At 50.9% G+C, this 19,823-nt stretch carries 25 protein-coding genes and 2 pseudogenes; 4 read left to right on the top strand and 23 right to left on the bottom strand.

Annotated elements, in window-relative coordinates; translation table 11 throughout:
• Positions 1-3: 3 nt before the first annotated feature.
• Both nifU and FHR87_RS11250 read right to left on the bottom strand, forming a co-directional pair.
• A complete protein-coding gene (gene nifU / locus FHR87_RS11255) occupies positions 4-954 on the bottom strand; it encodes a Fe-S cluster assembly protein NifU (RefSeq protein ID WP_183166824.1) in 951 nt (316 codons plus the stop codon).
• Between the two features lie 59 nt (positions 955-1,013).
• On the bottom strand, positions 1,014-1,337 hold the full coding sequence (locus FHR87_RS11250) for a HesB/IscA family protein (protein WP_183166823.1): 324 nt from the start codon (positions 1,335-1,337) through the stop codon (positions 1,014-1,016).
• A 461-nt stretch (positions 1,338-1,798) separates the two neighbouring features.
• Between FHR87_RS11250 and FHR87_RS11245 the strand changes: the two genes are divergently transcribed.
• Both FHR87_RS11245 and FHR87_RS11240 read left to right on the top strand, forming a co-directional pair.
• Entirely contained in the window at positions 1,799-2,605 is an 807-nt protein-coding gene (locus tag FHR87_RS11245; RefSeq protein ID WP_183166822.1) for a TOBE domain-containing protein, read from the top strand.
• 272 nt (positions 2,606-2,877) lie between these two features.
• Positions 2,878-3,096 (top strand): Nif11-like leader peptide family natural product precursor, encoded by a 219-nt coding sequence (locus tag FHR87_RS11240; RefSeq protein WP_183166821.1) that lies wholly within the window; start codon positions 2,878-2,880, stop codon positions 3,094-3,096.
• 55 nt (positions 3,097-3,151) lie between these two features.
• Here the strand turns inward: FHR87_RS11240 and FHR87_RS11235 are convergent, their stop codons facing one another.
• The 18 genes and pseudogenes from FHR87_RS11235 to nifH form a co-directional block, all read right to left on the bottom strand.
• Entirely contained in the window at positions 3,152-3,580 is a 429-nt protein-coding gene (locus FHR87_RS11235; protein ID WP_183166820.1) for a hypothetical protein, read from the bottom strand.
• Positions 3,580-4,329 carry a DUF364 domain-containing protein gene (locus FHR87_RS11230; RefSeq protein ID WP_183166819.1) on the bottom strand — a complete coding sequence of 250 codons (750 nt, stop codon included), beginning with the start codon at positions 4,327-4,329 and terminating at the stop codon, positions 3,580-3,582. The genes FHR87_RS11235 and FHR87_RS11230 overlap by 1 nt, the downstream gene beginning before the upstream one ends.
• On the bottom strand, positions 4,326-4,694 hold the full coding sequence (locus tag FHR87_RS11225; RefSeq protein WP_183166818.1) for a hypothetical protein: 369 nt from the start codon (positions 4,692-4,694) through the stop codon (positions 4,326-4,328). Before FHR87_RS11225 ends, FHR87_RS11230 begins: the two co-directional genes overlap by 4 nt.
• A complete protein-coding gene (locus FHR87_RS11220) occupies positions 4,694-5,197 on the bottom strand; it encodes a hypothetical protein (protein ID WP_183166817.1) in 504 nt (167 codons plus the stop codon). The genes FHR87_RS11225 and FHR87_RS11220 overlap by 1 nt, the downstream gene beginning before the upstream one ends.
• Positions 5,198-5,202: 5 nt before the next feature.
• A complete protein-coding gene (locus tag FHR87_RS11215; protein ID WP_183166816.1) occupies positions 5,203-5,523 on the bottom strand; it encodes a 2Fe-2S ferredoxin in 321 nt (106 codons plus the stop codon).
• 191 nt (positions 5,524-5,714) lie between these two features.
• Positions 5,715-5,930 carry a CCE_0567 family metalloprotein gene (locus FHR87_RS11210; protein ID WP_183166815.1) on the bottom strand — a complete coding sequence of 72 codons (216 nt, stop codon included), beginning with the start codon at positions 5,928-5,930 and terminating at the stop codon, positions 5,715-5,717.
• 15 nt (positions 5,931-5,945) lie between these two features.
• Entirely contained in the window at positions 5,946-6,428 is a 483-nt protein-coding gene (locus FHR87_RS11205; protein ID WP_183166814.1) for a NifX-associated nitrogen fixation protein, read from the bottom strand.
• 110 nt (positions 6,429-6,538) lie between these two features.
• A complete protein-coding gene (locus FHR87_RS11200; RefSeq protein WP_183166813.1) occupies positions 6,539-7,015 on the bottom strand; it encodes a NifB/NifX family molybdenum-iron cluster-binding protein in 477 nt (158 codons plus the stop codon).
• Positions 7,016-7,027: 12 nt separating this feature from the next.
• A complete protein-coding gene (gene nifN / locus FHR87_RS11195; protein ID WP_183166812.1) occupies positions 7,028-8,395 on the bottom strand; it encodes a nitrogenase iron-molybdenum cofactor biosynthesis protein NifN in 1,368 nt (455 codons plus the stop codon).
• An 11-nt stretch (positions 8,396-8,406) separates the two neighbouring features.
• A complete protein-coding gene (gene nifE / locus FHR87_RS11190; protein WP_183166811.1) occupies positions 8,407-9,831 on the bottom strand; it encodes a nitrogenase iron-molybdenum cofactor biosynthesis protein NifE in 1,425 nt (474 codons plus the stop codon).
• A 241-nt stretch (positions 9,832-10,072) separates the two neighbouring features.
• Positions 10,073-10,564, bottom strand: a complete 492-nt coding sequence (locus tag FHR87_RS11185) for a hypothetical protein (RefSeq protein ID WP_246336013.1) — start codon at positions 10,562-10,564, stop codon at positions 10,073-10,075.
• Between the two features lie 90 nt (positions 10,565-10,654).
• Positions 10,655-10,810, bottom strand: a pseudogene (locus FHR87_RS19215) (4Fe4S-binding leucine-rich repeat protein); the annotation flags it as partial.
• A gap of 6 nt (positions 10,811-10,816) precedes the next feature.
• Complete coding sequence (locus tag FHR87_RS11180; RefSeq protein WP_183166809.1) at positions 10,817-11,086, bottom strand: DUF6129 family protein; 270 nt, start codon at positions 11,084-11,086, stop codon at positions 10,817-10,819.
• Positions 11,087-11,099: 13 nt separating this feature from the next.
• Positions 11,100-11,846 carry a dinitrogenase iron-molybdenum cofactor N-terminal domain-containing protein gene (locus tag FHR87_RS11175; RefSeq protein ID WP_183166808.1) on the bottom strand — a complete coding sequence of 249 codons (747 nt, stop codon included), beginning with the start codon at positions 11,844-11,846 and terminating at the stop codon, positions 11,100-11,102.
• Between the two features lie 4 nt (positions 11,847-11,850).
• On the bottom strand, positions 11,851-12,078 hold the full coding sequence (gene nifT / locus FHR87_RS11170) for a putative nitrogen fixation protein NifT (RefSeq protein ID WP_183166807.1): 228 nt from the start codon (positions 12,076-12,078) through the stop codon (positions 11,851-11,853).
• Between the two features lie 139 nt (positions 12,079-12,217).
• Entirely contained in the window at positions 12,218-13,789 is a 1,572-nt protein-coding gene (nifK, locus tag FHR87_RS11165) for a nitrogenase molybdenum-iron protein subunit beta (protein ID WP_183166844.1), read from the bottom strand.
• Between the two features lie 104 nt (positions 13,790-13,893).
• Positions 13,894-15,375 (bottom strand): nitrogenase molybdenum-iron protein alpha chain, encoded by a 1,482-nt coding sequence (gene nifD, locus FHR87_RS11160; RefSeq protein ID WP_183166806.1) that lies wholly within the window; start codon positions 15,373-15,375, stop codon positions 13,894-13,896.
• A gap of 126 nt (positions 15,376-15,501) precedes the next feature.
• A complete protein-coding gene (gene nifH, locus FHR87_RS11155) occupies positions 15,502-16,374 on the bottom strand; it encodes a nitrogenase iron protein (RefSeq protein ID WP_183166805.1) in 873 nt (290 codons plus the stop codon).
• Positions 16,375-16,807: 433 nt separating this feature from the next.
• Here nifH and FHR87_RS11150 point away from each other — a divergent pair, with 433 nt between their 5' ends.
• Both FHR87_RS11150 and FHR87_RS11145 read left to right on the top strand, forming a co-directional pair.
• Positions 16,808-17,653 (top strand): SIR2 family protein, encoded by an 846-nt coding sequence (locus FHR87_RS11150; protein ID WP_183166804.1) that lies wholly within the window; start codon positions 16,808-16,810, stop codon positions 17,651-17,653.
• A 29-nt stretch (positions 17,654-17,682) separates the two neighbouring features.
• Positions 17,683-18,249, top strand: coding sequence for a hypothetical protein (locus FHR87_RS11145; RefSeq protein WP_183166803.1), 567 nt, complete (start codon positions 17,683-17,685; stop codon positions 18,247-18,249).
• Positions 18,250-18,376: 127 nt separating this feature from the next.
• Here the strand turns inward: FHR87_RS11145 and FHR87_RS11140 are convergent, their stop codons facing one another.
• From FHR87_RS11140 to FHR87_RS11130, 3 genes and pseudogenes are all read right to left on the bottom strand, one after another.
• Positions 18,377-18,772: a NifB/NifX family molybdenum-iron cluster-binding protein gene (locus tag FHR87_RS11140; protein ID WP_183166802.1), complete on the bottom strand. Its 396-nt coding sequence runs from the start codon at positions 18,770-18,772 to the stop codon at positions 18,377-18,379.
• Positions 18,769-19,482 (bottom strand): nitrogen fixation protein NifX, encoded by a 714-nt coding sequence (gene nifX / locus FHR87_RS11135; protein ID WP_183166801.1) that lies wholly within the window; start codon positions 19,480-19,482, stop codon positions 18,769-18,771. Before nifX ends, FHR87_RS11140 begins: the two co-directional genes overlap by 4 nt.
• A 33-nt stretch (positions 19,483-19,515) precedes the next feature.
• A pseudogene (locus FHR87_RS11130) lies at positions 19,516-19,768 on the bottom strand (RnfH family protein).
• Positions 19,769-19,823: the final 55 nt, after the last annotated feature.

The following is a 19,823-nucleotide window of genomic DNA, read 5'->3' as shown; positions in this document are numbered from 1 at the left end:
CCGTTATAGAGCGTGAGCCTGGGCACTGACAGGAATGACCTTGACGAACTCGCCGAGTTCTTCAATCAAGCGCTGCTGGATGCCACCCAACGTCATACTGGCCATCTGACAGCCAGTACATGCTCCAGTAAGCTTCACATAAACGTTCTTACCCTCGACATCAAGCAACTCAACGTCGCCATGATCGCGCTGCAAAGTAGGACGAATGGATTCGAGAACCGTCTCGATACGACGAATACGCTGCAGATTGGTCAGCTTGCCGGTAGCAGGTGCAGCAGGTGTTTCGACCTCTGCGGGAACAGCAGATTTTGGAGATTCGAGCGTAACGATCTGGCTTTTCTTACCGGATTTAGCCTTGATCGGAGCAGGAGCGAACACTTCACCACGGGCAGTCAGCTCTTCATCAAGGAGCTGCTCGATTCGTTCATGACATGCCGAGCAACCACCGCCAGCCTTGGTATAGTTGGTAACATCCTCGACGCTGGACAAACGATTGGCACGAATGGTATCGCGCACCATCACTTCATCGACTGCGAAACATTTACAGACCAGAGCACCTTCCTCATGGTCGTCCTCTAGCTCTTCGCCACGATAGTTCGCCACAGCAGCCTGCAAAGCTTCTTTTCCCATCACGGAACAGTGCATTTTTTCGGGCGGCAAACCGTCGAGATAGTCGGCAATATCCTGATTACTGATTTTCAGCGCATCATCCAGAGTAAGCCCCTTCACCATTTCGGTCAGAGCAGAAGAAGAAGCGATAGCTGAACCACAACCAAACGTCTGAAACCCCGCATCCAGGATAACGTCGGTTGCCGGATCGACTTTCAGTGTCAGACGCAATGCATCGCCGCAGCTCAGCGAGCCGACATCACCGATCGCATTTGCATCAGTAACGGCTCCGGCATTCTTCGGATTGTAGAAGTGCTCTTTTACTTTTTCAGAATAATCCCACATTACGGCATGTCTCCCGGTAAGTCTTTATCGGTGCCGGTCGGCCGGCTACCATAGAATTGCTAGCAGGCGAACGACTTGCCGCAACTGCAACTGTTGGTGGCATTCGGATTAGTGAAAGTGAAGCCGCTGCCCTCCATGCTTTCGACGAAATCCATGGTTACACCATTGAGTAGCGGAGCACTGGCATCATCGATAAGCAAGGTAACACCGTTGAAATCGACCATTTGATCGCCCACCTCGCTAGTTTCCTCCAGCTTGAGACTATATTTCAGTCCCGAACAGCCACCACCTTCAACCCGAATACGCAAGCCAGCGACCGGCTTATCCATATTGGTCATGAAACGGCTGACTGCAGCCATCGCACTGTCTGTCAGAGTAATCATTGGCTTGTCTCCTCGGATTTGGCAGTTGCATAAACAACCTGACCTCAAAATTTATGCACCCAGCATGCCATATATTGAAAAACAGAAAATTTCTTTGGTAGCAATGCCTTGGAGCAATCAAACCAGCTTACGAGCTGTCATGAACAAGACCTGCTGGAACCAATGTCGACTTTGATACAACTTTCGAAGCAGTCTATGTACATATTCAAAGCCAAAAATACAATTACCGCATCACCACACCTTGCTCTATTTGGTTCACACAAGCTGTTGCGTTATATACAAAATGACACAGGTAACCTATCAACGTCATATCTTCTACAAGTAAATATGCTGTTACGCCATTGCAAAAAAACAGCATAAGCCATTGATATTAAAATAATTAAAATAATTAAAATTCCAGACAACAAACTGGAAGCCATTTTGCAAGAACGTATCGATCCTTTACGAGGCGAGCACACCTTATGTCTCAACTCCACCGCCCGAAACCTTCCGAAAGCATTGGCGAGTTTTGGCCCGAAAAAAGGGACAAAAACCGCATGGCGAGTAAAAGCATCGAGCTACTCGAGCAAATCGAAATGACAGGCTCGATAAGCCGTGCAGCCAAGAAAATCAAGCTGCCCTACAAAGCAGCCTGGGATACCGTGGATGCAATGAGCAATCTCTCTGAAAGGCCGTTGGTTGTATGTTCGGCAGGTGGACTGACAGGAGGAACCCGACTAACCGACTTTGGCCGAGAAGTAGTTCAGACTTGGCGTCGCATGCAGGTGGAATATGAACGTTATCTGGCCAAGATTGCGCAAGGTGTTGAACATTTCGAAGATATAGATCGACTACTTCGGGCAATTACAACAAAAACCAGTGCAGGCAACCAATTTCATGGGCGCATCAAAACCATTGAGCAAGGAGCTATCGATAGTTGCGTGAGCCTTGATCTGGGCGAAGGCTTGGAAATTGTTGCAACGATGACAAATGAATGTGCCGATGATTTGCAGCTAACCACAGGAAAAGCTGCCATCGCACTGGTAAAGGCCAGTTTTATTCTGCTTTCCCCTGATCCTGAATTGAAAATAAGTGCTCGAAATCGCCTTCAAGGAAAGCTGATCGCGATAATACCCGGGACTATTAGCAGCGAAGTCAAGATACAACTACCAAAAGGAAGAACTCTCACAGCTACCGTTACCAATGAAAGCGTGAGTGAGCTTGGCTTAGCCCCTGGACAGCCTTGTACAGCCTTTATAAAGGCCTCACATGTAATTATTTCTACCTGACATTCTATGATTCAAATAAACCAAAGAATTAATTAGAGCCAATACTGAAATTTTCATCGAATGAAGCAAATTTGGGATATTAAAACCTCAATATCTCCAGTTGCTGAAATCCTGGAGAGAAATGCAGTTTTTCGATAAGCGGCAAAAATTTCTCAATTAAAACCATTGGCCCGCTACCAGGACAAAGCGTCTGGCATATCTGGCATAATGCGCGCCCCAAGGTTGGAACAACTGGCCTTGGCGTATGCAACATCGTCAATGAGAGAAAAGTCATGTCGATAAAAGAAGTACACGCCTTCTCGGAAAAAGCCAAAGCTGATCAGGTACTTGCCGAGAAGCTGAAAGCTTGCGAAAAAACTCGTGAGATGATTGCTCTTGCCAAAGAGCATGGACACAGCATTATTGAAGATGCGCTGTATCCGCCGAACGAACCCCAGTTCACCAAAGATCAGCTTTCACCAAAATTGGCTAAAGCCCTGCTGGGTGGCTAAGTGTTACCACTCCAGCTTGGCAGGGTGTAATCCTACACCCTGCCTTCTATCTGCGTCACCCCATCAGCACTTCGTAAGCACGCCGTAGGATCTCTCGATCCAACCAAGGCCTTTCAACACACTGCAGTAGTTCAACCCAACAAGTACCTTCAGGTGGCTCGAATAGATCATGACCACTTAAAGCGGCCAGATAAATCGATACCAAATGCCCGGGAACTTCCATCAATAAATCAAAATCGCTGACAATTTCCAATGTCTGCTTTATGCCCATAATCTCCTGAAAACTACACAGAGCAGCGGATGGGTGACACTGAATAACAGTATCCTGACCACATTCAGCGATGACAGCCAGACGCGGTAAGGGTTCGGGTAGCACTACTCCTGTATTCTCTGGTACTAAAAAATGCAGGCGCGCACTAAATGGGTGCTTATGACACACTAAAATGCGCCAAAAAAAAGCATCAGCCTCGTTTATAAGATCCATCAATCAAGTGCCAGAAGGGCATACTCTACCGGGCCAGTAAAGAGACGGGTTCCGCCTCCTTCTGCGGCAACTTGATATGCTGCTGCAGCATCAAGAACCCTGACCCCGGCCAGATAATTAATACCAAAATCTTTCCAGCCATCCAGCCAAGGCATGCTAGGCCCCATCAACACTACTTTTGCCTGAGTAGATAACTCAAGCAGGCGCGGCAGTGTTTTGTTGGCAAGGCTACTGGCAGTAATGAAAACCCAATCCGCTTGGGGAAGAAGATATTCCGCCGCCATATCTGGAAAGTCACCATCTTGCGGAGTGCGCTCCAGGCATTTATAGGAAAAGCCACTCCACAATTTGTCGAGACCAGGATAACGGCCAATCACTACTACTTTTTGCCCATTCAACTGTGGACCAAAATGCGCGAAAACACGCAAATGCCCTGGAGCATCAGAACGTAGTGGCTGAGCCAACTGCAAGCAGCGAGATGTTCCTGTATTGATTGAGGCATTGAGAACAGCCAACCCAACGGCAGCTTCCGCTTCGTTCCAAGATAGCAACCAAGAATGCAGTTGCTCGCAGGACCGCCCTCTTAACGTTCCAGCCCAGTCCAATGTCCTGGGAACATGGCGCGGGCTGAAAGCAAAACCGAATTCTCCAGAAACATCTGCAACAGTCCAGTTCAGCCCTAGCAGTACTTTTTCCAGTGGCAAGCTAGTGGCAGCGCTTTCCAACAACCACTCATATAATTCGTTCATTCTTCAAGTGCCGGCAGCAGACGAAGTTCACTTCTCAATTCACCATACACACCCCAGGCCGTTACCGCTTCGACAAACCAGCAAGGTTTTTGGGGGTGCGGTAACAAGACATCGAATTCAGCAAAACTCTGACCGTTACCATTGACTACGATATTACCCAGGTAAACCCCAATTTGTGTACGCCACTCGGTATAAAGAGCGAAGGTTTGATCAAAAGAATCTTCTCGCAACTCACTATGATTAGGAACTTGACCAAATACAACCAGCGGGTCGAGCCCAGCTTTCTGGAGAGTCAGAGCCATGATTTGCCAGATTTCAGCAAAAAGAGGCTCAGCTTCTTCGATGCGTTGTTTGAGAAAGGCCATCACCGATCATTATCCTCATCGAAGGATCGTGCTATCTGTAAAAAGACGCCCCCACCGATTTCATCATAGGGATCCAGTTCCAGTAGCTTACTCAGGACACTGCGAGCCTGCCCTACACGGGCGCGCCGTAAACGAATCACGCCAAGTGCTTTAAGACTGAAAAGATAGAGCCTTTCCGCTCCCTGACGCTTACTCCAATCGGCGCTATTCACCTTTAAGCGTCGATAGTTGCGGTCAATTCCCAATTGTCGAGATGCAGATCGCAAAGCAGCCCATACAGCGGCTTCTGCTTCGGAGTAACGCTTATTGACGAAGAGGAATTTGTATAAGCCAATATGTGTATCAGGCTCTTCCGGCCAACATTCACGCGCTTCGAGCAGCAAAGCCTCGACAGCATCAGGTGTTTTTGCACAAAGTGCATTATTTAAAAGATGGCGTAACGCTTGGGGTGTGCTGTCCGAAAAAAAAGCTCGCTCCGCACCGAACAGCAATACCTTCGCCATCTCGGTTACCAGAGCTCTGCCGGAGTCAGCTTGTCAGCAAAGATCTGACCTTCCAATACATGCTTGATAAGCGGCTGGGCATCTTCAGGTTCCACCCAGCTGTACATCTGCGAACCCGGATAAACCAATACGTTTGCACCAGCCTGGCAAGGACCTATACATCCCGTACGAGTAAGAGCAACTTTGGTCGTCAAATTATTCTGAATAATCACTTGCGCGAAAGCATCGTACAGGGCATCAGCACCCTTTGCTCCACAACTGCCACGAGGATGGCCCTCGGGACGATGTTGACCGCAAATGAAAATGTGAAACTCAGGCTTGGCCATATACACTATTCCTTGATCATGACTAACACGTACAACGTCATCCCACCTGATCGTAAACCGCAAAAGCTACCGTACTCTGCTTCGAAAAGAATTCTTAACTCCCAGGTACGAGTATCCTTTGCTGTTTACCATGCAAGAGGTTGACGCTAACAAAGGCGGTTATATCCGCTCTTATATGAATCCAATAACGCTCAGGCAGCGCTGCCTCCAGCCTCTTCAAGGCGAGATTTGGCTTCTTCCCATTCGAGACAGGCTTGATGAGCGCTCTGTGCCAGAGCGATAAGATTTGGATAATCGGTAAAGAAGCGATCCTCTACCAAGTCGTGTATCTGACCGGCCCACTCATTCGCTATGCGTTTTTTCTGGCTGACCTCTTTTTTCAAGGCCTTGAGTTCTTCTTCACTCATTACGAATTCCCTAAATTAAAGCTCGGCAACCACCCGGTGCTCGTTGACCAAAGCCGCTGCTTTCTGGACAATCTTTTGCGCATCGCCAGCCAATACTTCAAGCGAATCGAAACCGAAACGGTGAACATCCCGAAGGATCTTGTCGAACGCAACGAGTTTTCCAACAACGATCAGCACGCGCCCAAAACCTTCGTGAGTAATATTGATTACCGGCACGACCAACAGGCCTGTTTCACGCTCAATCAACTGCGAAATGGCATTGTAGAAGGCCTTTATCCTGGAGATAACCGTCTCATCAGGATCACCTATAACCGGAATGGCTTTCCGACGTGCCTTGGTCAAGATTAGCGGATCAAGCACCCGGGCATCGCTCCAAGTATCGTAAGTGCCATATCCATCCATGGCGCGAAGCTGTATTACCATCTGGCGGATAATTGGGTCCTGAAGAAACTTGTCGTCTTCCTGCACGACTGCTTGTTCGAACTCTTCTTCGTACATGTAGTATTCCTCACTCGAATAAATATTCCCAAGTCACGTTGGTGACTTGGGAATCTGGATTTTTAGAGGCGAAACAGCAAGAGCTAATTACCCAGACTACCGGAAGGAACTTACTCGTCCCATTCTTCTGCAGCCATGGCGTCAAAGCGCTTAATGTCGGTTCCTTGGGTGCGGTGAATAGCCTTGGCCAACCATGCCGAAGGACCTTCGCGCAACTCACCCTGCAAAGCTTCGATTAGCTTGTCGATATGTGAGTCTTCGCTAACCTTGACCGGCTGTATGCCTGCCGACAATAACTGACGCACTGCAGAAGCGCCGCAGGCGCGACAGTACACAGCTATGCAACCCTCTAGCAACTCCAGCTTACTATTCAGCTTGTCTTCATTACCATCCTGCTCAAGGTCGCCGAACTCGACCACAGAAAGGAGCTGGACCTGGTCGATATTCACTCCATATATGGCAAAAGAGCGGGATGAGCCGAAATGCTGGTCCACGACTTCACGATCAGAAGAGGCAAAGGCTACTTTTAACAGAGTGCCGTCGTTTTCAGTATCTAGAACCTGCAGCTGTCGAGTCGGAGCGGACATGTCTCAGTACCTCTATTTCAGATGTTCGTTCAAGGTCGCTTGCTTGTAAATGGAATGATACGGAGCAATTCCCTTGTGATGTTCGATCAGCAAATTGGCCATATCGAACAATGCCTGGCTAGTACCACGATAGCCAGACCAACAGCGCTGGAAACCACCGACCAGATCATACTGAGGAAACCCCATCCGCAAACAAGGTACTCCCAAGCGCTCGGCGCTAGCATAAGCATGGCTGTTACCAAGAACCAACTGGGCTTTTTCGCTACGTGCAGTAGCCTCGAGATCCTCGAGATCACCAACCTGGATGCGGTCGAGTGGCGAGCTATTCAATGCCGCTGCCCGGGCAGGCACCACAGCAGCAACAGTGCGCGAACCAACACCACGCAACATGGCATCGAAGCCAAGCAGTAGATCCGGATCGGCAGCGATCGCAACACGGGAATCACTAAGCATGAAATGCGTATCAAGTAATGCATCCTGCAGTTGGCTACGATGACGCTTCCAACGTTCGGGAACTGCATTTCCACTAATTTCGGTTAAAGCCATCATCCAATCATCGACAGCATCCAACCCCATCAGCAATCCGAAACGGTGATCAGGTACACCTGTCCGCGCTGCCAGAATATCTGCAGCCTCGTTGAGGCTTTGTCCTACTACTAGCGTGGCAGCGCTCTGCCCCGCCGTTGCTAGCTCGGTCAGCGTCAACCCTCCCGTCGTGAAAGGATTGAAGGATGCGTCATCCAGGTGACCATCTAGCGAGCCGGATAGGTCTGGAATAAGTAGGGGACGGAGTCCGAAGCTTTCTATGCTCTCGAAAACGAATTCCAGGTCACCCGGGGTCAGGTTGGCACCACACAGTACATTGACCTGACGCGGCCGTTGGCCTACTCGGGTGGTATCTTGCGGGATCAGCGTCTCGATGATTGCCTTTACAGCAATCGCAAAGCCGCTTTCGAAGCTGCCGCTGAAATCCGGTGTATTGACCGGTACGACAGCTATATCGGCAAACTTCTCATGTTCACGGCGAAATTGCAGGATTGCCCGGGTCAAATGGCAGCCCTGTGCCTCGGCAAGTCCTGTTGTCACAAGACCGATAATAGCCGGATGATGTTTTTCGCAAATAGTCGCCAATGCCTCGATGATATTTTCATCGGCGCCCATTACTGAACTGACCTGATCCATTGCAGTAGTTTGCAACGGAATGGGCTCGCGAAAATGACGAACGAAGAAGACTTTGGCAAAGGCCGTGCATCCTTGCGAGCCGTGCATCAACGGAACACTGCGCTTCATTCCTAAAAACGCCAGTGCTCCCCCCATCGTCTGGCTGGCTTTCAGCGGGCTAACCGCCAAGGGTTTCTTGCGGTTAAGGATCTCGGCCATGCTACCTCTCCTCAGACGTTAGCAACTTGCGGATGAATATCCTGTACTGCCGCTACAACCTGTGCTCCCCAAGGAGCAGGACGGCGAACCGCTTCCCAGATAGGACTCTCCATTGTCAGACAGAGCTGCCTTACCAATTCAAGCATGCCCTCGTAACCGGCATAGCCAAATTCACGCTCCTGGTTGATATCCAGAAATGGAATGCGGGCCTTCAAGGCGGTATACATATTACGGCCACCGGCAATGAGAATATCGGCCTTGTAGTCTTCGACAGTCTTGAGCAGAACGCGGGGATTCCCTTCATCGAGCATCTTGACATCGTCGCCCATCAACTCGCGGATACGCGCCTTATCTTCTTCGGTAGATTTCTTCGTACCAGTGGCAACTACCTTCATCCCCAGATCCTGTAAGGCGGAGATCACCGACCAGGACTTGACTCCGCCGGTATAAAGCAGAACACGCTTGCCCTGCAAACGAGAACGCCAAGGCTCGAGGGCAGCGCGAATTCGAGCTTCTTCACGCTCAATCAAGACTTCGGTACGGGCAATCAGTCTCTCATCGCCGATCAAGCGAGCAAAATCACGCAAGGCCTGCGAGGTATCGGTGATGCCGTAAAAGCTACCTTCAAACCAAGGCGTACCGTACGTTTCCTGCAGCTTTCGCGCGACATTCAGCATGGCCTTGGAGCAGACCATCATGTTGACCTTGGCGGCATGCATAGTCTGGACTTCGTGGTAGCGGGCATCGCCGGAAAGCGTACAAAGGACGCGCAGTCCCAACTCATCCAGCAACGGCAGTACATGCCAGAACTCGCCAGCAATATTGTATTCACCGATCAGGTTGACATCGTACACGGGAATACCGTCTCGTTGCCCGTCTTGCGGGACAGGCTCCGGCTCGCGAGTGCCAACCACGTACTTGATCATTGCATCGCCCGCGATGCGGTTGCCAAGGTTTTTCGTACCATAGAAGCCAGCGGCATCGACAGGCACGACTGGGGTATTGAAATGAGCACTGGCAGCTTTGCAGACCGCGTCAATATCGTCCCCGATCAACGCGGGTACGCACGTGTTATAGACGAACACTGCAGGCGGGGCATAAGTGTCGACCGCCTGCCGGATAGCATGGAACAAGCGTTTTTCTGCCTGCCCCATGATGATGTCCTGCTCGGTAAGATCGGTAGTCATGCCGATGCGATACAAATCAGGACCACTCGATCGGGTTCCACGGTTGTCCCAAGAACTGCCAGCACAGGCAATGGGCCCATGTACGATATGGGCTACGTCAGCTATAGGTAGCAGGGCAATCTGTGCACCATCGAAGGCACAACCACCGTCGGTAGCACCCGGCTTTGGCTTGGAACAGCCAGACTTTTCTTTCTTGTTGTGGCTGCAGGCGGGCTCGTTCAAGAGCTCGGCAATATCCTTGGCTTTCATCGCGCACCCCTCTTTAGCTTATCGGTGTTGCACACACCCAGATGCTGCAAAGCTCGTACCACAGGGCAACATGCTGATTAAAGGAGACTAATCGAATAGCGTACGTGTAACAAAAGCATCCAATTGTCTATTTTGCAACATATCAGGCGAGCTTTAGTCCTTTGCCATAAAAGGAACAAAACAGACAAAAACAAAGCCTCGAGGCAATTATGCTCTTGCTCTTCGGGAAACCATGCTCCGCCTATATTTCGGCGAGACGCTCCTCAATAGCCAAACGAACCTCGGGGTCTTTTTCATCCAACTTGCGCAGTGCCTCTATCGAAGCATTCTGTACGGCAGCAAGACGAACAGTCCAATCCGGGTCACACAGCAGATCGAAAAGATCATCCCCGCTGAGCCGGGAAGCAACGATACGCCTCACCTCCGGCTCGGGATCCATAGACATCAGGCCCAGGCTTTCTTCCGGTAAACGCTTGGCTACGAATTTACGTACTTGTCGATCTTCATCGCGCATGAAGCGAAACAGGCGGCCTGGTGCAATGCGTTGAACCACATAAGCTCGAACCAGATAATCCTTATCGGTAGCCATGTTCTCCAACTGCTCTGCCGGTAGGCGATCTGCCACAGTGATGCGCACCTCGCGATCCTCATCGTTCATCAGCACCGAAAGCTGCTCCCGGGGCAATCGGTAAGCGACAGCTCTTCGAACAGCCTCGTCAGGATCGCGAGTCATGGAAGAGAGGGCCTCTATGGGTGAGTAACGAACGGCGATGGCTCGGCGCTCCCAAAAAGGATCCGCAAGATATTGCACAGCCAAATGAGGGTTAACGCGAAAAAAACGATCAATTTGCCGCCCACTTTCCACCGCGACACAGGTATCTCCCGGCGTACAGCGACCAGCTAGCAGTAAAGTCCGGCGAAATGAACAGGAGCGACAATCGCCAACGGGAGTAATATTCTCACCTTTATCGTCGAGCATGCTCTCTTAGTCCTCAATGACTTCAGCCAGAACCACTCCAGATGCGGCCTGCGTATCATTGGTCAAAACCGAACAATGATCGCTCGAATTTACCAGATAGAGATTGAACCCGGATTTCTCGGCAACAGGCTTGGCATTCACGACAATGTCATCATCCATGCAATGCGTAAAATGAATCCCTGGATAGGTATTGCGCAAACGTGCCAGTAGAGCATCGTCAAGCGAAGACTGTTCAACCTCGCGAATGATCTCATCGAGTTGTGTCTGACTGATCATGGCTTTGTCCTCATCACGGAGTTATTACAGAAAAATCGTGCGAGCTATCCCGGCTTCGCCTCATGGCCTTGGCAAGCCAAGGTGGCGGTGCAGTTGCAAGCACTCGCTGCAACTCCTCGACGATTTCTCGTGCGGGCAAAGCACGAGCAAGCTTGACGGGATGAACCCCCGCACGCACTACCTTGGCAGCGGCAGGCCCTCCGATACTCAAGGTATAAAGCAACTGACAATCTTGTAATAGTTCAGCTCGATAGGCATGCCGGTCCATATCTTTACGACAAGAACCCGGCTCTCGCAGAGCGATCAAGCGGCTTTCCCGCGGTGAAATCTGGTAGATCAGGAACCGTGTGCAGTTACTGAAAATACCATCCAGTCGCTCGCCGCCATCGGAGGCACAGGCAATGCGAATCGAGTCCTGCAAATCTCCTTCCTGATAGGCCTGGGGCTTGGGTAAAGGCTCTTCAGGCATCTTCACACCGCGCCCTTTCAATAAGCCCAAGGCCTGCTGCAGTTGCCGGTCAGTCAAGACCAAAGGAGATGATGGTGTTTCAGCCGACCCGGCTTCGAGCAATCGGGACCGCAGACGCGAAGCCCTGAGCTTCGCCAAACGAGCTTCGGTTATGGGTTCACCTACGGCAGCAATCAATGCTTGCAACAGGCAGGCAGTATCGACTCCTTTGAGCGCTCGTGCCGCCAGAGCGATACGTAGCGCCAGATGGGCCGGCAGACGCGCCTGAGAATAGGGCGATTGCTCGGCCATAGGATCAGTCCTCGCCGTCGCCAACTCGCTTGGCACGAAGCGTAATTGGCAGTTTCGGCGGAGCGGAAAGAGGCTCGAGATAATAAGTCGAGCCGTCGGAAAGAGCGACTTCGCCACCCCAGCAATCGGGACGATCATGTTCCAGAGATACAACCGTCTCTTCCAGATCCTTCTTGGGAATATAGAAGGTCAGCTTTCCTTGATCGTTTATACGGAGCATGACGCTTGGCATGAGGTTCTCCAAGAAAAATGACAGGTAATCGAAAAATCGGAGCGAGGCTAATACAGCCGTCCGATTTAGACAATCACCAAACGAAATGCCGGAGCGGTATAACACCGCTCCGGCCCAAGCAACTAACAACAGATCGGGATTAGCGAACCAGATCGTGATTGTAGTCGGTAGCCTGCATGCCGCGAGTTTCATCGTCCAGACGGTCGAGAATGGCATTGACGATAGTAGTCAGCATGTACATGGCGCCTTCGTAGCCCATGGTGGTCTGACGGTGCAGGTGATGACGATCGAAGATCGGGAAGCCGATACGGATCAGCGGAACTTCGAATTCTTTACCTTTGTGCAGGGTGTCACGCTGGATGAACTTACCGTAGCTGTTGCCGATCATGAAGTCCGGCTTGTCAGTGAAGACCAAGGAGCGCATGTGCCACAGGTCCTTGCCGACGTAAACAGTGCTGTTGGCGCCATAAGGCGAGGTTTCCAGCAGTGCATCTACGACTTTCTTCCAACGCTTGTTACCATTGTTGCAGAGGATGTGTACTGGCTCGGCACCTACTTCCAGCAGGAACTTGACCACACCCAGAACGAAGTCTGGATCACCCCATACGGCAAAGCGCTTGCCATGCAACCAGGTGTGGGAGTCGGTCATCATGTCGACCAAACGGCCACGCTCTTTAGTCAGGCTCTCAGGAATCGGCTGACCAGTGATTTCACTGATTTTCATCAGAAACTCGTCGGTCCAGTCCAGTCCCATCGGGATGTTCAGCTTCGGTACTTCGTGCTTCCAGGTACCTGTGACGAACTTCCTGGTTTTTTCCAAGTGCCAAGGTTGCAGCAGAACGGTCGTGTAGGCGTTCGGTGCATCTCTCATTTCTTCCTGAGTAGTACCACCCGAGTACATGCGGAATTTTCCGTCGGCAGGAGTGTCCAGCACTTCTTCCGGATCGGAAAGCATGCTGAAACCGACGTCCATTTCCTTGAGCATGCGCTTGATGACGCGGTAATTGCCCAGATAGGTTTCAAAACCAGGAACGATGTTGACTTTGTGGTTGCTGCCCACAACCTTGTCTTCCATCGCATTCAGCGTGAAATACTTGGCAAAGCCTTCGAACATGTTGTCCCAGCCAGTTACATGGCTGCCGACGAAGCTCGGAGTGTGGGCATAAGGAACAGGGAAATCATCAGGAATGATCCCTTCCTTCTTGGTGTTGTTGATGAACGCGTTGAGGTCGTCACCAATAACTTCAGCCATGCAGGTAGTGGAAACTGCGATGATCTCAGGCTTGTAGGTAGACTTACAGTTGATCAAGCCATCCTTCATATTTTGCTGACCACCGAATACTGCCGCATCTTCGGTCATCGAGTCGGAAACGCAGGAAATCGGCTCGCGGAAATGACGGTTGAAGTAGGAACGGAAGTAAGCGACGCAGCCTTGCGAACCATGCACATAAGGCATGGCATTTTGGAAGCCAAGGGTACACAGAACGGCGCCCAGAGGCTGGCAGGCTTTGGCTGGGTTGATGGTGAGCGCTTCACGCTTGAAGTTCAGCTCTTTGTATTCTTCGGAAGTAGTCCACTGGAACACTTCGTCAATTTTGTCTTGCGGGTGCTTTTCTTCGAATCCATCACGCTTGCGTGCAAGCATGTCCTTGTATTCGTCGTCGAGGAACAGCGGGTAACTGGGCTTGATGTTATCGGCTTGCTGACTCATGACTATCTCCTGCGCCTCACTCATCTGTGAACGGCGATCACGGATGTCGGCCAAGGACATTTACGCGGCCCCTGGCGGACGTTTCGACTATTGCTCTGGTTCTATCAGGCGCTGGCTGCAACTTTTTCGGCAGCTTGCTCAGTGTTCTGCCAAGGAGCCTGCAGTTTTTTCCAGCATGGATTATTCAAGGTCATATCCATGTCACGAGCAAAGATGGCGAAGCCATCGAAGCCATGGTACGGACCGGAATAATCCCAGGAGTGCATCTGACGGAAGGGGATACCCATCTTCTGGAAGATGAATTTCTCTTTGATACCGGAGCCGATCAAATCGGGCTTGATGCGTTTGACGAATTCTTCGAATTCATAGCCGGTAACGTCATCGTACAGCAGGGTGGAATCACCCATTTCCTTCAGCGTACGGTCATAGTCGTCGTTGTGAGCGAACTCATAACCAGTACCGACAACTTCCATGCCCAGATCTTCATAGGCACCGATCACGTGACGAGGACGCAGGCCGCCGATATAGAGCATGACACGCTTGCCTTCCAGACGCGGACGGTACTTGGCAACGATTGCCTGCCATTCCGAGTTGTACTTGGCGATAACTTCTTCACACTTCTTCTGGATAGTCTCATCGAAGCGAGCAGCGATGGCGCGCAAGGATTCAATGGTCTTGGTCGGGCCAAAGAAGTTGTACTCCATCCATGGGATACCGTACTTCTCTTCCATGTGACGGGAGATATAGTTCATCGAGCGATAGCAGTGAACCAGGTTCAGCTTGACCTTCGGAGTCAGCTCGATCTCGGCCAGGGAGCCGTCGCCGGACCACTGGGCGACAACACGCAGGCCCATTTCTTCCAGCAGAATACGGGAAGACCAGGCGTCACCACCAATGTTGTAGTCACCGATGATGGATACGTCGTAAGGGGTAGTCTGGAAACTGGTATCGTTGTCACGTTTGTCCAAAACCCAGTCACGGACCGCGTCGTTGGCAATGTGGTGACCGAGAGACTGGGAAACACCGCGGAAACCTTCGCAACGAACCGGAACAACCGTAGTTTCGTGCTCAGCGGCTTTCTTCTTGGAAACAGCCTCGATATCGTCACCGATCAGGCCGATCGGACACTCGGACTGGATGGAGATACCCTTGTTCAGCGGGAACAGGGTTTCCACTTCATCGATCAGTTGAGACAGTTTTTTATCGCCACCGAAGACGATGTCCTTCTCCTGGAAATCCGAGGTGAAGTTCATGGTGACGAAAGCGTTAACGCCGGTGGTGCCGATGTAGTAGTTACGACGACCAGCACGCGAATATTGACCGCAGCCTACCGGACCGTGAGAGATGTGGATCATGTCCTTGATCGGACCCCAGACCACACCTTTGGAACCGGCATAAGCGCAGCCACGAATGGTCATCAGACCAGGCTGGGACTTTTTGTTGGAAGTGATGCACTTCTTGGCATTTGGCAGAGAAGGATCGTTGGGCGACAAGTGCTTGGCGCGGTCCTTACGAGCTTTCTCGGGATAAACTTCCAGAACTTCCTGGATGAGGGATTCGACCTCTTCGCGTGACATACCAGACATTGGGTATGACTCCTTTAAGCGTTGCGTTCATTTGCGGGAACGGATGCGTCGCACTACTTGCGAACAGAGCGCGACGCTCCGACAGGGCTCATCTGCCCTGCCCCGTCCGTCTGAAGCTATGCGGTTTTATTCTTCCGCAGCAGTCTTGCCGACGATGCTCTCGTCTTCAACTTCCATGATGCCGAATTCCATCAGTAGAGCTTCGAGCTCGTCCATGGTGATGGGAGTCGGGATCACGAATTTTTTATTTTCCATGACCTTGCGAGCCAAGGAGCGGTATTCATCAGCTTGACCAGCCTTCGGATCGTATTCGATCACGGTCATACGACGAATTTCAGCGCGCTGTACAACGTTGTCACGAGGTACGAAATGAATCATCTGAGTGCCCATTTTCTCGGCCAGAGCGATGATCAGTTCGTCTTCGCGGTCAGTCTTACGGCTGTTGCAGATCAGACCGGCCAGGCGAACGCTACCGGAGTTAGCGTACTTCACGATGCCTTTGGCAATGTTGTTGGCCGCGTACATGGCCATCATTTCGCCGGAGCAGACGATGTAGATTTCCTGAGCCTTGTTTTCACGAATCGGCATGGCGAAGCCGCCACACACTACGTCACCCAGTACGTCGTAGAATACGAAGTCCAGATCTTCTTCATAAGCACCTTCCTCTTCGAGGAAGTTGATTGCAGTGATAACACCACGGCCAGCGCAACCTACACCCGGCTCAGGACCACCGGACTCGACACACTTGACGCCACCGAAACCTACTTTCAGAACGTCTTCCAGCTCCAGATCTTCAACGGTACCGGCTTCAGCAGCCATTTCCATGATGGTGTTCTGGGCTTTGGAGTGCAGAATCAGGCGAGTCGAGTCGGCTTTCGGGTCGCAACCAACAATCATCACCTTCTTGCCGGCTTCGGCAAGAGCAGCCACGAGGTTTTGAGTGGTTGTGGACTTACCGATACCACCTTTGCCGTAGATAGCGCATTGACGCATTGCCATAATTAAGTTCCTCAGGTTTCGTTGCCACTTTCATATATGTGGGCCGTAGGCACGAACAAGCCCGCGCCCCAACACTAATGCAGCCTCCATGCCAAATTCCTTAAAAAAATATAACTTAATGATTTATAAGAAATTAAATGAAAACAACAAAATCTCAAACCAGTGCGATACATAACAATCGGTGCCAACTGTCAGGTGCGATTGGCAACAAAACAACAATGAACACTTACAACACATACAACCTGTATTACCCAAGCGTCACATGTATCAAATACGACAACTTGTTAGAAACTGCCCTTACCTGCACTGCACGAACATCTGAATCCTTATTTTTATCATTTAAAATCAACAATATAGCCAAACAAAGAAGTAGGCCTGAAATTTGCAGGAATCTTTTTTCTGTGTCACGCCCTTTTTTCAGCAGGAGAGACCAGTGAACAATAGCCTTGAGGCAATTCTTGCCCAATTGAAAGCCGGCAATGTCGTTCCCTATTTGGGTCCGGGGATTTTGAATGGAGTAATTGCTCCCGCTACTCAGAAACCCGTACCGGCCGAAAGCGAGAGCCTTATCCTGGCCATGACAGGGGGCACGCCAATGTCGCCTCGCCTCATGTATGAGTTCTCCAGAGCTGCCATGCATCTGGAGAATAAGAAGGGGCGCAGCTTCATTGAACGCTTTCTAACGCAGACATATGGCGGAGAAGGGTGGACACCAGCGCCGATTCACCGCTGGATAGCTGCTCTGAACCTGCCTTATGTCATTGATTACAATCGTGACTCACTTCTTCAGCAGTGCTATGCCGATCGTGCCCATACGCTGATTGTCGGTTGCGCACGCCTGACCGGTACACATTACCGCTTCGAGATTTATGAATGGCAAAATGGCGCGTACCGGGCAATTGGTCAGGATCAGGTCGACACCAGCCTTCCAATCCTGTTCAAGCCATTGGGAACACCAATTCCCAAACCGACCTATATTGCTAGTGATGCGGACTTTGTAGATTACATCACTGAGTTGATGGGCGGTTTTGCCGTACCAGGATGGGTCAAACTCAAACGCCGCGACCAGCGATATCTGTTCCTTGGCATGCGTTTCAATCGCGATACCGAGCGAATGGTGATGAGTGATCTCATCTACGATGCTGCACCCGATGCCGGCTGGGCTTTGATAAACGAGCCGACGCAAAAGGAGCGCAAAATCTGCGCTAAAAAATCTCTTGAGCTAGTAGAGGCTGACTGGACGGAGCTGTTGAATGCCGCTTCGTCCCAGATTGCCTGAACCATGGATCATTAACCGAGGAAGTAACAATGCTGCTTAAAACTTACGAATCCGAGAACCTGCTGTGTAACCTCAGCGTGAATGGAGCCACTACCCAGGCTGATACCTATGCCTATCGTGGCGACCTGGTTCTGGAGGAAGGAGAAATCGCCGACTCGTCCGGTCGTCGCAAGCCGCCGAAATCCACCCTCAAGCAAGGCGTTGTTCTGATCAAGAACGACAAGCTGGAAATGGTTGCCGGTACTCTCAATACTCTGGATCTGATGCCCACGTTCTTCAATCGCTACAAGAAAGATCTGTCCCCCAGCGCCAGCATCCTCTTCTACGTTGAAAACCTCAGCAAGAAGATTCTGATCGACATAGATGGCATAGTAGTTACCCTGATCCCCCATTACGATGGCGGCGCCGTATGGAACACCCTGATGGATGACCTGAGGCTGGACAAGGACGACTTCAAAGGCCAAACCGCTGAAGACAAGGTAATTACCATGCGCGAAGCATTGGCCGACCTCAAGCCAAAATTCGACAAGGTCAGCTACGAAGAAGGCTTGGCTCTTGCCAACGTCGCTCGTCGCGAAACCCGCGGACCGGTTTGATAGATTTAGCACAAAACAAAACGCCCCCATTCGGGGGCGTTTTGTTTTAGTCATTTTTATTAAGTCAGTTACCTTTACTCTGTTAATCCGGCTTTATCCGCTACTAGTCCAAAAGCAGACAAACCACTCAATGCTGATGACCTTCCCCACCACATGAGTGCTCATCATGTGGCAAACCATCGGGTAACGTAGCAGTAAGATAAGCCTTCACGGCTTTTTCCGGATCAGGCTCACTGGTTGTGAGCATCGTGACACCCCGCGCACTCAAACGCTTGATGACCCCAGCTCCTGCGGTAGCGGAAATAGCGACATTGACGGCATGTAACGGATGCCGTTCCGGATAGGCCTGCACATGCCATTCGTGAAGATTGGCATGCTCATCCAGTTCGATAGTGTAGATAGCATCAGGAGCTTCGCCGGGCCAGACATCAAATACTCGCCAGCGCAAAGCCCGCCCGGCATGACTAGCGATATGACCATCGCGATCGACTGCAACGGCAATCAACAGACGACCATCACTCATTTATTTACAGCCTCGTCATCCGAAAGGGAAAACCGCACCCGCTTTTCGACCGAAACACCGAGCATCTTTGCCAGCCACGGCGGCGGTGCGCCATCCATGACTTGTTGCAATTCGGCGATGACATCTGCAGCCATGCCACCTTTAACTTTCTTCAGCGGATGAATACCAGCCTTGACTACCTTGGCAGCTGCTGGTCCCCCGATCGAAACGACAAACAAGACCTGGCAGTCGGCAATCTGATCAACTCGCCAAGCATTCTTGTCATCGGAAGAATCTGCATCCAGCGTGGAGCGGATATCAACCAGGGTTTTCTCCTTGGCCGAGACTTGGTAGACAAGAAAACGCAGGCACGAACCGAAATGTCCATCTAGGCACTCGCCATTATTCGAAGCAACAGCGACACGAATAGAGCCTTCCGGGATACTGTCCAGTTTTACCGGCCTGGGTAGATCGTCGGCCATGGTCTCGCCCCAGAGAATGCGTACCGCATCTTTCAAGGCAGACATTGGCGTATCAAGCATGTCGACGTCCTCCTCAGACCCAGCCAAACCGATCTTGAGATCGGTAACGGTCACATCCTGCAGGCTTTTCTCGGTCAAAGGGCCGTTGATCTGCTGATGTAGGATTTCAAGTAATTGCCCGACACTAGTATCCGGCAAGGCTCGGGCAGCCAGGGCAATACGCAATGCAGTATCACGGCTCATATTCATAGGGCTATCCACAGGCAGCCTCCTTAGCGAGACTCAATCGTCGTCATCATTGAGCACCCGTATGATCTTTTGATAGATCTCAATACGGTCACCGTCTTTCAATATGCTATCAAGCTTAACGAATTTGCCAAAAACCTAACCTTCTGTTTTTTTCAGGCCGATGTCCGGGCGGACAGCAGCGCGACAATCCGAATTTCGTGATGACTTGCTCAACGCTACGGCCTCACCCAACATTGCAATTCAACAAAAGCGGCCTTTCAGTAGCGCACACCACAGAAACTTTCATCGAATTACTCCTAGAACACGGTTACTGCAAAACCGCCAACTCCTCATGATTTTTG

The organism is Azomonas macrocytogenes (assembly GCF_014191985.1).
Classification (GTDB): Bacteria; Pseudomonadota; Gammaproteobacteria; order Pseudomonadales; family Pseudomonadaceae; genus Azomonas; species Azomonas macrocytogenes.
The sequence above is the reverse complement of the archived record's forward strand: the minus strand, read 5'-3'. Positions and strand labels throughout refer to the sequence as shown.